The sequence below is a fragment of the Buchnera aphidicola (Meitanaphis elongallis) genome, assembly GCA_039830015.1.
Lineage (GTDB): Bacteria > Pseudomonadota > Gammaproteobacteria > Enterobacterales > Enterobacteriaceae > Buchnera_B > Buchnera_B aphidicola_AU.
In genome coordinates, this window is record CP140033.1 from 326,739 (window position 1) to 339,909 (window position 13,171).

General features: G+C 25.5%; 11 protein-coding genes. 5 read left to right on the plus strand and 6 right to left on the minus strand.

Annotated features, from left to right (window positions below):
* Positions 1-9: 9 nt before the first annotated feature.
* The gene (locus U0T58_01400) at positions 10-2,772 is read left to right on the plus strand and encodes a 2-oxoglutarate dehydrogenase E1 component (protein ID XBC42065.1); all 2,763 of its coding nucleotides are present in this window, start codon (positions 10-12) and stop codon (positions 2,770-2,772) included.
* 14 nt (positions 2,773-2,786) lie between these two features.
* Entirely contained in the window at positions 2,787-4,004 is a 1,218-nt protein-coding gene (sucB, locus tag U0T58_01405) for a dihydrolipoyllysine-residue succinyltransferase (GenBank protein XBC42066.1), read from the plus strand.
* Between the two features lie 85 nt (positions 4,005-4,089).
* Here the strand turns inward: sucB and pal are convergent, their stop codons facing one another.
* Positions 4,090-4,584: a peptidoglycan-associated lipoprotein Pal gene (gene pal / locus U0T58_01410; protein ID XBC42067.1), complete on the minus strand. Its 495-nt coding sequence runs from the start codon at positions 4,582-4,584 to the stop codon at positions 4,090-4,092.
* Between the two features lie 828 nt (positions 4,585-5,412).
* On the opposite strand from pal, the gene gpmA reads away from it, so the two are divergent.
* The 3 genes from gpmA (at position 5,413) to U0T58_01425 (ending at position 8,137) form a co-directional block, all read left to right on the plus strand.
* Positions 5,413-6,105 carry a 2,3-diphosphoglycerate-dependent phosphoglycerate mutase gene (gpmA, locus tag U0T58_01415; GenBank protein ID XBC42068.1) on the plus strand — a complete coding sequence of 231 codons (693 nt, stop codon included), beginning with the start codon at positions 5,413-5,415 and terminating at the stop codon, positions 6,103-6,105.
* A gap of 178 nt (positions 6,106-6,283) precedes the next feature.
* The gene (gene pfkA / locus U0T58_01420; GenBank protein ID XBC42069.1) at positions 6,284-7,246 is read left to right on the plus strand and encodes a 6-phosphofructokinase; all 963 of its coding nucleotides are present in this window, start codon (positions 6,284-6,286) and stop codon (positions 7,244-7,246) included.
* Positions 7,247-7,363: 117 nt separating this feature from the next.
* Positions 7,364-8,137, plus strand: coding sequence for an MIP/aquaporin family protein (locus U0T58_01425; protein XBC42070.1), 774 nt, complete (start codon positions 7,364-7,366; stop codon positions 8,135-8,137).
* A gap of 4 nt (positions 8,138-8,141) precedes the next feature.
* Here the strand turns inward: U0T58_01425 and tpiA are convergent, their stop codons facing one another.
* The 5 genes from tpiA to aroA form a co-directional block, all read right to left on the minus strand.
* The gene (tpiA, locus tag U0T58_01430) at positions 8,142-8,915 is read right to left on the minus strand and encodes a triose-phosphate isomerase (protein XBC42071.1); all 774 of its coding nucleotides are present in this window, start codon (positions 8,913-8,915) and stop codon (positions 8,142-8,144) included.
* A gap of 330 nt (positions 8,916-9,245) precedes the next feature.
* Positions 9,246-10,928: a 30S ribosomal protein S1 gene (gene rpsA, locus U0T58_01435; protein ID XBC42072.1), complete on the minus strand. Its 1,683-nt coding sequence runs from the start codon at positions 10,926-10,928 to the stop codon at positions 9,246-9,248.
* A 115-nt stretch (positions 10,929-11,043) separates the two neighbouring features.
* Positions 11,044-11,199, minus strand: a complete 156-nt coding sequence (locus tag U0T58_01440; GenBank protein ID XBC42073.1) for a (d)CMP kinase — start codon at positions 11,197-11,199, stop codon at positions 11,044-11,046.
* 29 nt (positions 11,200-11,228) lie between these two features.
* Entirely contained in the window at positions 11,229-11,726 is a 498-nt protein-coding gene (gene cmk, locus U0T58_01445; GenBank protein ID XBC42074.1) for a (d)CMP kinase, read from the minus strand.
* A gap of 164 nt (positions 11,727-11,890) precedes the next feature.
* Complete coding sequence (gene aroA, locus U0T58_01450) at positions 11,891-13,171, minus strand: 3-phosphoshikimate 1-carboxyvinyltransferase (protein XBC42075.1); 1,281 nt, start codon at positions 13,169-13,171, stop codon at positions 11,891-11,893.

Below are 13,171 nucleotides of genomic sequence, written 5' to 3' on the forward strand. Positions count from 1 at the left end.
AGGAGAACTATGAAAAAAGATGAATTTAACAGAAAATTAAATGTTTTATCTTTAATTAATTCTAATACACATTATATACATAACATGTATAAACAATTTTTAACTAATCCTAACTCTTTAGAAAGATCTTGGTGTTCTTTTTTTAAAGAATTACTGAATACGATAGACGCAGATAAAGAAATAAAAAAAAATAATAATAAAAATTTTGATTTTCAAGAGCAAATAAAGAATATAGCAAATATTATTATTGATACTTTCCGTAAAAATGGATATGCATACTCAATATTAGATCCGTTAAATATTAAAAAACATGCATCTTTTCCACAATTAGAATCATTTTTAAACAAATTAGATACTGAAATAACTAATAGACATTTTTTAATAAAATTATCAAAATTTTCTTTTAGTACAATTACTTTAAAAGATTTATATTCTGTCTTATATAAAATATATTGTAATAATGTAGGATATGAATATATGCATATTAATTGCGAATATGAAAAACAATGGATTCAAAATTATATTGAACGTGATTTAGAAAAATTTGTATTAACTCAAAAAGAAAAAAAAAATTTGTTAAAAAATTTAATTTCAGCTGAAACGTTAGAAAAATATTTTGCATCTAAGTTTCCAGGTTCAAAACGTTTTTCTATAGAAGGCGCTGAATCGTTAATACCTATGTTAAAAGAAATAACTAATTACGTTGTTAAATTTAATATTAATAAAATAATATTAGGCATGTCCCATCGAGGTAGATTAAATGTGTTAATTAATGTTTTAGACAAACCGATTAAAGATGTATTTCATGAATTTTCTGAAACTAACATAACAGAAAATGTTAAAAATGGAGATGTAAAATATCATATGGGTTTTAATACGGATAAAATCACTAAGTTTGGAACTATTAATTTAGATTTAAAATTTAATCCTTCACATTTAGAGATTATTAATCCAGTTGTAGTTGGTGCTATTCGTGCATATCAAGATAATGAAACCAATAAACATAACAAGAAAGATGCTTTATCTTTAGTGTTACATGGAGATGCAGCTATTGTTGGGCAAGGCGTAGTGCAAGAAACATTGAATATGTCTCAAGTCAGAGGATATAAAGTAAATGGAACTATTCATATAGTATTGAATAATCAAATTGGATTTACTACTTCTGACGAAAAAAGCCTAAGAAGTAGTAAATATTGCACTGATATTGCAAAAATGATTGAATCACCTATATTTCACGTTAATTCAGATAATCCAGAAGCAACATTATTCATAATACGTTTAGCTTTAGACTTTAAACATCGCTTTAAAAAAGATGTATTTATAAATTTAGTATGTTATAGACGTCATGGACATAATGAAATAGATGATCCTTTCGTAACACAACCAATAATGTACTCAAATATAAAAAATCATCCAACTATTTGTAATATTTACAATGCACAATTAATAGCAGAAAATATCATTAATAGCGATTATTTAGATATTAATATAAAACAGTATAAAACTATTCTTGATAAACAATACTTAGAGTATACAAAAGAAACAACACCAGAAAGTCAAAATTCATTACATGAAAATAATACTTCTATGTTATATTCTAAAACAATTGAAAATGTTTCCAAAAAAAATCTCATAGAATTAGTGAAAAAAATTAACGTTATTCCATCTAATATAGTTGTTCACAATAGAGTTTCAAAAATATACAAAGATAGACTAGCCATGGCACATGGAAACAAACTTGTAGATTGGGGAGCAGCAGAATCTTTAGCATATGCTTCACTACTTAATCAAGGAATTTCTTGCCGATTATCTGGGGAAGATGTTGGTAGGGGAACTTTTTTTCATAGACATGCCACTGTATATGATCAAAAAAATGGTGCATTATATATTCCTTTGCAAAATATTCATTCTAATCAAGGAAACTTTTATGTTTGGGACTCTGTATTGTCAGAAGAGGCTGTATTAGCTTTTGAGTATGGATATTCTATTAGTCAAAATAACACGTTAACTATTTGGGAAGCCCAATTTGGAGATTTTGCTAATGGAGCACAAATAGTTATTGACCAATTTATTTGTTCTAGTGAAAAAAAATGGGGAATTTCATGTAATTTAGTATTGTTATTACCTCATGGATATGAAGGACAAGGACCGGAACATTCATCTTCTCGATTAGAAAGATATCTTCAATTGTCTGCTGAAAATAACATTCGAATTTGTGTGCCTACAACTGCTGTTCAAATGTATCATGTGTTACGTAAACAATTTTTTGACTCTAAAAAAAAGCCTTTAATTATTATGACACCAAAATCTCTTCTACGCAATTCATTATCGTTTTCGTCGTTATTAGAATTTTCAGAAAATACTTTTAAAGAGATTATTGATGAAGTTGAAAATATAAACCTTTTACTAGCAAAAAGAATTATTTTATGTTCTGGGAAAATATATTACGATTTATTAAATCAAAGACGTATTAATAAAAAAAATGATGTAATTATTTTAAGAATAGAACAATTATATCCATTTCCCAGCAATGTTTTGTCAAAAATATTGCAATCATATTCACATATTAATGATTTTATATGGTGTCAAGAAGAACCTTTTAATCAAGGTGCATGGTTTTATAGCCAATATTATTTAAAGAAAATATTATCTGTAACATCTTCATTGAATTATATAGGACGTCCTGAATCTTCATCTACAGCTACTGGATATATTAATATTCATAGAAAGCAGCAACAACAATTAATTTATGATGCTTTAAATATAAATTAAAATAAGAGATAATAATGAACATAATTAATATTCTTGTTCCTAATCTTCCTGAATCAATTACTGAAGCTACAATTGTTAAATGGTACAAAAAAATTGGCGATGTTTTAAAAGAAGGCGACATACTAGTAGATATTGAAACTGATAAAATAGTCTTAGAAATACCATCATTATTTAATGGAATATTACACAATATTAATATAATCCAAGGAAAAAAAGTAGTTTCAGGTCAAATCATAGGAACAATGATTAAATCGACTGTTGAAAAAAGTTTGTTCATTGAGCATAACAAAAAAAATAAAGTTATAAAAAATAATGAAAAATTGATTTTAGTTGATAAACATCATAGTCCTATGGTAAGGCGATTAATATCTGCTTATAATTTAAAAAATGTTTACATTAAAGGTACTGGAATCAAGGATCGTATTACACGTAAAGATATAATGAAACATATAAACCAAAATAGTAACAATGTTAATAAAGAATTTACATTAAATAATGAACATCAAAAAGTACTAAAACAAAAAAGTAATATACGAGATATTGAACGTATAAAAATGTCTGCTTTAAGAAAAAAAATTTCTGAAAGATTATTAGAAACAAAAAATAATTCAGCTTCATTAACTACTTTTAATGAAGTTAATATGGAACCTATTTTAAATTTAAGAAAAGAATATGGAGAATTATTTAAAAAAAAATATAATGTTAAATTAGGTTTAATGTCATTTTACGTAAAAGCAGTAATAGAAGCGTTAAAGAGTTTTCCTGAAATTAATGCTTCAATTGATCAAGACGATATTATTTACTATAAATATTTTGATATTAATATTGCTATTTCAACACCTCGAGGATTAGTAGCTCCTGTGTTAAAAGATGCAAATTTAATGAGTATGTCAGAAATTGAACAAGAAATTCAAATGCTTGCTATAAAAGGAAAAAATTCTAAATTAACTATTGATAATTTGAATGGAGGAAATTTTACTATTACTAATGGAGGTATTTTTGGATCTTTATTTTCTACTCCATTAATTAATCCTCCTCAATCAGCTATTTTAGGAATGCATGCTATCAAAGAACGACCAATGGTCATAAATGGTAGTATAAGAATCCTTCCCATGATGTATTTAGCATTAACATATGATCATCGTTTAGTAGATGGTAAAGAATCAGTAGGATTTTTGTTAAGAATTAAAGAGTTATTAGAAGATTTTAATAGAATTGTATTAAATATATAATCCATGGTTTATGGTTAAATATATGAATGTAAAATATCTTGGTGCTATAATAAATCCTCTAGCACCAACATAGAACTTGTATCTACTAATACACTATAACTGCTCGTCTGTTTTTTGAATAAGCGTTTTCTGTATTTCCAGATTCAGCTGGTTTATCTGAACCATAAGATATTATAGAAATTTGTGTAGAAGGTATTCCTTTACTTTCTAAATACATTTTTATTGCATCAGCGCGACGTTGTCCTAATGCAACATTATATTTTTCTGATCCTCTGGGATCTGTATGTCCTTCAATAATCACACTAGCATCTGGATGATTATGTAAAAATGTAGCAGTATTATTTAATATTTTAGAAAATTTTGCATTAATATTAGATTTGTTTAAGTCAAAGTAAACAATTTTTTCTTGTTCTGTAGTGTCTAATGGTTCAGCAGTGTTTGAATTTATTTGAGTATCTATTATTTGATTATTTTGATCAGAAACAATTTCATCAAGTTTATCTTTTTGAAACCCGCATGAACACATTGTTATTACCGGTAAAATAAAAGCCATTATTTTGTATAGTTTTTTTAATTTCATTCATATTTCCTATTATTTGAAATGTCTATTATTTTAATTTTATATTATATATTTTAAAAATTTAAAATTAATGTAGTAGAAATCAATGTTGTAAAACAGTTGTGATGCTGTATTTGATATTAGTATAAATTAATAATAATAGTTATTGTAGCAATATAAAAAATAATTGTAAAAACAATAATATTTATATTATTTTATTTATTAAATCATCGTTATTCTAAAATTATTTGATATATCATAAGTTTTTATATGTAATACGTTTTATTTTAATCTATATCTATATGTTTATACAAATATTTTAATGAAATTTAAATATCTATTACATTCATAAAACAATAATATTTTTTTTCTTCAAAGAACTATTATTTAATAACAAAAGCACTACAAAATACTGTTTTATAAATCTAGTTCTTTAATATACAAACAATATATTTTTTAAGTCAAATGTGCGAACAGAAATGCTCATAAAATAAAAAAGTTTTATATAATAAATATGTAAATATTCTAATTTAGTAAGCACACATTTAAAAGTATAAAAAATAATTAGATGAATATTTGAAACAACATTGAAAACTATGTTTTAATGATAAAATATTTATAATATAAAGTTCAATAAAATATTGTTAGAATGTTAATTTTTATTTTAAATATTATAAAAACATTATATATCTATAAAAGTTAATATGTTATTGTAAATATAACTGTATTTTAACAAAAAAATATTAAAATAATAGTAACGCTAAATATATTTTTATTTTATAAAAACAAACTTCTTAATATTTTCAAAAACAAGAAATTTTAAAATATATGATCACAAGGTTACATTTTATGAAGATATATAAATTAGTTTTAATGAGACATGGTGAAAGTGAATGGAATAAATTAAATAGATTTACAGGATGGAAAGATATAGATTTATCTGAAACGGGTATTTCTGAAGCAATAAAATGTGCTAAATTATTAGAATTAAAGAAATTTAGTTTTGATTATGCATATACCTCTGTATTAAAACGATCTATTCATACTTTATGGACTATAATTAAGTATTTAAATCAATCATGGATACCAGTAGAAAAATCTTGGCGTTTAAATGAACGTCATTATGGTGCTTTGCAGGGATTAAATAAAGATGATGTAATTAAAAAATATGGAGAAATACAAGTACAACAATGGAGAAGAGGATTTAATATATCTCCTCCAAAAACAAATTTATCTGAAAAAAAAATCTTAGCTTCAGATCCTAAATATTCTACTATGAGTTTGGAAGATATCCCATTATCAGAAAGTTTAAAATCTACTTCTAAAAGAGTAATTCCATTCTGGAAAACAACTATTTTCCCTAATTTAAAAAAACAAATTAGAATTATTATAGTAGCTCACGGAAATTCTCTTCGTGCATTAATAAAATATTTAAGCAATATGACTGAAGAAGACATCATGAATTTAAATATTATTACAGGCATTCCTATAGTGTATGAATTTAACAATTATTTTGAACCTATAAATTATTATCATTTGTAATTATATATTATCAATTCATCCTGAAACAATCATGAAAAAATATTAAATTATGTTCACATACAATAGATAATAAAGTTCATTTCAATATTTATATACCATAAGATTTCTAATTTTTAATTTTAATTTAAATATTATTTGTTTTATATGTATTTAGAAAGCAATTACTTTAGGAACTAATATGATTAAAAAAATTGGTGTACTAACTAGCGGAGGTGATTCTCCAGGAATGAATGCTACTATCCGAGGAGTAGTAAGAACTGCATTAAGTAAAAATTTAGAAATACTTGGAATTTATGACGGATATCTAGGATTATACGAAGATAGAATGATCAATTTAGATCGATACAGCGTTTCTGATATGATCAATAAAGGAGGAACTTTTCTTGGATCTGCTAGATTTCCTGACTTTCTAAAAAAATATATAAGATCAATTGCTATTCAAAATATGAAGAAACATAACATTGATGCCTTAGTTATAATTGGGGGGGATGGTTCATATGTAGGAGCTCAAAAATTAACAGAAATGGGATTTCCTTGTATAAGTATACCAGGAACTATAGATAATGATGTAGTAGGTACTGATTATACAATAGGATATTTTACAGCATTAGAAACAGTAGTAGAGGCAATTGATAGATTACGAGATACATCTTCTTCACATCAAAGAATTTCTATAGTAGAGGTTATGGGAAGAAATTGTGGAGATTTAACATTAGCTGCTGCTATAGCAGGAGGATGTGAATTTATAGTATTACCAGAAATTAATTATATACAAGAAGATCTAATAAAAGAGATTAAAGCTGGAATAAAAAAGGGTAAAAAACACGCAATAGTAGCCATTACTGAATGCATTTGCGATGTTGAAAAATTAGCAAAACACATTCAAAAAGAAACAAAACGAGAAACACGAGCAACTATTTTAGGACATATACAAAGAGGAGGAGCACCTGGAGCTTTTGATCGAATTTTAGCTTCTAGAATGGGTGAATATGCTGTAGAATTATTGCTACAAGGATATCAAGGTCGATGTATTGGAATTCGAAATGAAAAAATGGTAAATCATGATATTACTGATGCTCTCAAAAATATGAAGAGACCGTTTAAGTTCAATTGGTTAGTAACTGCAAAAAAGTTATATTGATAATATTAGCTTTATCTTGTAATATATATCTCTTAATTTTTAATACAACTAAACTAGTTTTCAAATTTAATCCTATACCAAAGGAATTGTAAAATGAGTAATGTAAAAAGAAAGTTTATGTTACTGATACAATGTATTTCTGAATTTTTTGGTACAGGATTAATTATATTCTTCAATTCTAGTTATATAGCATCATTAAGATTAACACATGGATTTAATAATTCATGGAAAATTAGTGTCATATTAGGATTAAGCACTTGCATAGCAATATATTTGAGCTTATTTATATCCGGCGCGCACTTAAATCCAATAATAACTTTATCTTTTTTTTTATTTTTTAATTTTAATAAAAAAAAAATAATTCCTTATATTTTATCTCAGATACTAGGTTCTTTTTGTTTTTCAGCTATTGTGTACAAATTATATTATGATTTGCTAATAAAGTTTGAAGCACAAAATAAAATTTTGAGAGGTAGTCTAGATAGTTTAAATTTAGCTTCTATTTTCTCTTGTTTTCCAAACAAAAATATAAGCATGTTGCAAATATTTATAATAGAAACTATTATTACCTTTATATTTATTTTAATAATCATTTTTTTAAACGATCATGAAAATTTTTTTGTTTTTAAAATAACCTTTTCTCCTATATTAGTAGGTATATTAGTTTTTTTAATAAATTTTATTGTTTCTCCATTTACTAATTTTATATTAAATCCTGCACACGATATTGGATCTCGTACATTTATTTATTTATCAGGATGGGGTAAAATAGTGTTTACTAATGGATCAAATATAACTCATTTTTTTATACCTATATTAGGTACAATGTTAGGTTCTGTTATGTCCGTTTATTTTTATAAATATATTAAAAAATATATTTTTTGTAATTAAAGAATTAAAAATTTGTACAATATTTAGATGTTATGGTTAATATTTTTAAAAAGCGATTCAGAGATAATGCTGCTGAACCTACTAGAAAACCGTCTATTTCGACAATTTTGCATAGTTTTTTAATGTTATTTTCATCTACAGATCCTCCATATTGAATTGAAAACAATTTTTTGTTCAGATTTTGTTTTTTTAAAACATAATTTTTTATGAAACAAAATATATCTTTTATAAAATCAAATTTTGGAATCATGCCTGATCCAATTGCCCAAACAGGCTCATAAGCTATAATAGTGTTATAAAATGCTTGTTCACCTAATAAATTAAAAATAGAATCTATTTGCTTTTTACATATCACTTTTGTCATACCAGCATGGTAATCTTCTTGTGTTTCTCCAATGCACAATATGGGAATTAATTTAGCATCTTTTACTATTTTAAATTTTTTTGCAATGAATAAATCATGTTCATGATGGTATAATCTTCTTTCGGAATGTCCGACAAGGACATATCTTACATTAACGTCTTTTAGCATATCAACTGAGATCTCTCCTGTAAAAGCACCGTTTAAATGTATGTCAACGTTCTGCGCTCCTATCATAATGTTTGTGTTCATAATCATACTATATACTTGATACAAATAAATTATAGGAGGAGCGATAATTATTGTCGAAAGTATTTTATTTGAATTTACAAAATTAATGATAGGTTTTAATAAATCCTGCAGTAATGTTGTACTTCCGTTTAATTTCCAATTAGCTATAACAATTTTATTTGTCATAATTTTTACCTTATATGAATTTTAACTAAGTTACTAATTTAAAATTATCTATTAGTAACTTAGTATATAATTTTTTAGTTTTATATGTTTTTAAAATTTTAAATAATTGAAGTTAACATATTTAAAAAAGGTAAAAACACTGATTGTATTAGAAAATATATTAAATCATAAATAAATGCTACAATATATAGTTATAAATTAAAAAATTATTATAAAATTATACATATCAAGAATATTTATTTTTAATGTAAAACACTAAATTTTACAAATTTCCATTATAGTATAAGAGAAATTCATTATTTCAAATAATTAGAAATTATAAAAATTTTGTTAATCTACGTTTTTAGCAGCTTTAAAAGCTTCAGTCATGGCGTTTGAAAAATTAGTTTCATCTTTCTTATTATTTTTTTTTTCGATATCTTCTTTTTTTTCTTCATGTTCTGATATTATTGCAGATAAATAAATTATTCTATTTTTTCGATCTATGCTATTTAATTTTGTATTTACTTTTGTTCCAATGATAAAATGTGAAAAAATTGATGCATTATTAGTGTTTATAGCAGGTATCTCTGAAATTATAATATGTCCCTTAACAAATTCAGATAATCGAACCACAATAATTTCATTATCTATCTTTTTAATAATTCCAGAAACTATGCTATCTTTTTTATGATGAGAAATATATTGGTTGAATGGATCTTCTTCTAATTGTTTAATTCCTAAAGATATACGTTCTCTATCAGAATCAACTTGTAATACTATTGCTGAAATTTCATCACCTTTTTTATATTTTTTAACAGCTTCTTCTCCTGAAATGGTCCAAGATATATCAGATAAATGTACTAATCCATCAATTCCACCATGCAAACCAATAAAAATTCCAAAATCAGTAATAGATTTTATTTTTCCATGTACACAATTTCCTTTACTATTTTTTTTGGAAAATTCTTTCCATGGATTAGTTTTACATTGTTTTAACCCTAATGAAATACGCCGTTTTGCTTCATCAATATCTAATACCATTACTTCTACATTAGAATTAACATTTACCACTTTAGATGGATGAATATTTTTATTTGTCCAATCCATTTCTGATACATGCACTAACCCTTCTACACCTTCTTCAATTTCTACAAAGCACCCGTAGTCTGTTAGATTAGTAACCTTTCCTATTAGTTTGACTCCTTCTGGATATCTTTTTGCGATTTCTGTCCATGGATCATCACTTAATTGCTTCAATCCTAGTGATACTCGTATTTTTTCTCGATCAAATTTTAATATTTTTACTTTTATTTCATCACCTATGTTAACAATTTCATTTGGATGTTTTACTCTTTTCCATGCCATGTCAGTAATATGTAGTAATCCATCTACTCCTCCTAAATCTACAAAAGCTCCATAATCAGTGAGATTTTTTACTATTCCTTTTGATTCCATACCTTCTTGTAAATTTTCTAGTAATAGACCACGTTCCAGACTATGTTCTGATTCGATAACAGCTCGACGAGATACAACGACATTATTACGTTTTTGATCTAATTTAATTACTTTAAATTCTAGTTCTTTACCTTCTAAATGACTTGTATCTCGTACAGGGCGAACATCTACTAAAGAACCTGGCAAAAACGCTCGAATATCGTCTAATTCTACAGTAAAACCACCTTTTACTTTTCCGTTAATAATTCCAAGAACAGTTTTAGAATTTTTATATGCTTTTTCTAACATTAGCCATGCTTCATAACGTTTAGCCTTTTCTCGAGATAATACTGTTTCACCAAATCCATCTTCAATAGCATCTAAAGCAACATCGATTTCATCTCCTATATTAATTTCTATATCTCCATTAACATTTTTGAATTGTTCTATAGGAATAGTTGATTCAGATTTTAGCCCAGCGTCGACTAACACAGTATCTTTATTAATAGCAATAACAATACCTCGAATAATTGATCCAGGTTTAGTTTCGATAGTTTTTAAAGATTCTTCAAATAATTGAGCAAACGATTCAGTCATACTGATGACCTTAAAGTAAGATTGGGAACATCTATTATTTACATCATGTAAAATAGTGTTTATTTTATGGATTTTATAATATTCTTTATTATATGTTTTTTCGAACAATTTGATATTATTTTACTAACGTTCTTGAATTTTTTATATGTTCCATACATAAATTAATTACTTGTTTTTCACTCATATGAGACGAATCTATTGTAATAGCATTTTTGGGAGGAATTAAAGGTGATACAATCCTATTGCTATCTCGATAATCTCGTTGTTTCATAATCAATAATAATTGATTGAAACTAATTTTTATTTTTTTTTTTGAAAATCTAAAAAACGACGTTTCACTCTAGTTTTTAAATCAGCTTTTAAAAAAAATTTAATACAAGCATCTGGAAAAACTACAGTTCCCATATCTCTTCCATCAGCTATCAAGCCTGGAAGTTGTCGAAAAAATCGTTGTTTAAATAAAAGATGTTCTCTAATATATGGTATACAAGCTAATTCAGAAGCAATATTTGCTATTGTTTCTGAATCAATATCTTTAATAAAGTTAAAATGAAAATAATTTTTTTTAATACTGTTGTCTCTTATAATATTAAAAAAATTTAAAGATCGTAATAAAAATAGTAAATTTGTTTTTATTTTATAATATTTATTTTTTAATATATTTAATGCTAAAATTCTGTATATTAGACCAGATTCTAAAACATTCCAATTTAAATTTTTAGAAATTTCCTTACATAATATGCTCTTTCCAGCTCCACTAGGTCCATCAACAGTAATAACAGAGACACATTGATTCATAAAAACCTTTAATATATGAGTTAATATTGTAAATGTTTGCATTGTTATGTGATAGTTTATGATTCATATCAAACATAGAATAAACAATAATAAATTTATTTATTAATATACAATGCGCTTTATGTGTTAGGTTATATGTAATTTAAAAATATAAATAAAAGTTTTTAAAAGCTAATGTCACGTAATGTTTTAAAATAATTAGGAAATGTTTTATTTACACAACTTGGATTCAACAAAGTTACTTTTTTGTTAGACAATGCTATGAGAGAAAAACACATAGCCATTCGATGATCGTTATAAGTATCAACATTAGCATGAATAAACGTTTTTGGTGGAGAGATACGAATATAGTCGTGACCTTCTTTTATAACAGCTCCTATTTTTCTTAATTCTTTAGACATAGCTGATAATCTATCTGTTTCTTTTACTCTCCAATTATAAATATTTCGAATAATAGTATCTCCAATAGCAAACAAAGCCACTATAGCAATAGTCATAGCAGAATCAGGAATATCATTCATGTCTAAATCAATACCATGTAACGTTCCTCTTCGACAACAAATAAAATTTTTTCCTATAGTAATAAATGCACCCATTTTTTTCAGTACATTCGAAAATTTAATGTCACCTTGAATACTATTTGAACCAATTCCTGTAACACACACTGATTTACCTTTAATTGCAGCTGAAGCCAAAAAATAAGATGCAGAAGATGCATCTCCTTCTATCCAATAATTACCTGGTGATCTATATTTTTGACGTCCTTTAATGTAAAAACAGTTATAAGAATCATTAATTATATTAACTCCAAATTGATTAATTAATTTAAGAGTTATATCTATATAAGGTTTTGATACTAATTTTCCTTTTATTATAATTTTAGAATCTAAAACAGCAAGAGGGGATGCAATGAGCAAAGCTGTTAAAAATTGACTAGAAATTGATCCATCTATAGTGATATTTCCTCCAGAAAATCCTCCTTTTATATAAATTGGAGGATAATTTTGTTTTTCAAAGTATTGAATATTTGCCCCACCTTCTCGTAAAGCTTCAACTAAATGTTGTATGGGCCTCTCTTTCATTCTTTCGTCGCCTGTGAGTAATACATTATTATCATTTAACGATAATATTGCAGCTAAAGGTCTTATAGCAGTTCCTGCATTACCTAAAAATAATGATATCTTTTTATGTATATATAATGGTTTAGCTTTTCCTATAATTTTACATGTAGTGTGATCTTTAGAAAAAGCAAATTTTATTCCAAATAATTTCAATGCATTTAGCATATATTTAGTATCATCGCTAGACAGCAAATTATGTAATTGAGTAATTCCTTCTGACATAGCAGATAACAATAATACTCTGTTAGAAATACTTTTTGATCCTGGTAGACGTACTGTTCCATCAACAAAAGAAATTGGATTTAATATTAAAAAATCTTGCAT

Bases quoted from the DNA above. Each gene is read 5' to 3' on its own strand.
- gpmA (XBC42068.1), top strand. From the start codon at position 5,413: ATGAAGATATATAAATTAGTTTTAATGAGACATGGTGAAAGTGAATGG.
- cmk (XBC42074.1), bottom strand. From the start codon at position 11,726: ATGAATCAATGTGTCTCTGTTATTACTGTTGATGGACCTAGTGGAGCT.
- pal (XBC42067.1), bottom strand. From the start codon at position 4,584: ATGAAATTAAAAAAACTATACAAAATAATGGCTTTTATTTTACCGGTA.
- sucB (XBC42066.1), top strand. From the start codon at position 2,787: ATGAACATAATTAATATTCTTGTTCCTAATCTTCCTGAATCAATTACT.
- U0T58_01440 (XBC42073.1), bottom strand. From the start codon at position 11,199: ATGAAACAACGAGATTATCGAGATAGCAATAGGATTGTATCACCTTTA.
- pfkA (XBC42069.1), top strand. From the start codon at position 6,284: ATGATTAAAAAAATTGGTGTACTAACTAGCGGAGGTGATTCTCCAGGA.
- tpiA (XBC42071.1), bottom strand. From the start codon at position 8,915: ATGACAAATAAAATTGTTATAGCTAATTGGAAATTAAACGGAAGTACA.
- U0T58_01400 (XBC42065.1), top strand. From the start codon at position 10: ATGAAAAAAGATGAATTTAACAGAAAATTAAATGTTTTATCTTTAATT.
- aroA (XBC42075.1), bottom strand. From the start codon at position 13,171: ATGCAAGATTTTTTAATATTAAATCCAATTTCTTTTGTTGATGGAACA.
- U0T58_01425 (XBC42070.1), top strand. From the start codon at position 7,364: ATGTTACTGATACAATGTATTTCTGAATTTTTTGGTACAGGATTAATT.
- rpsA (XBC42072.1), bottom strand. From the start codon at position 10,928: ATGACTGAATCGTTTGCTCAATTATTTGAAGAATCTTTAAAAACTATC.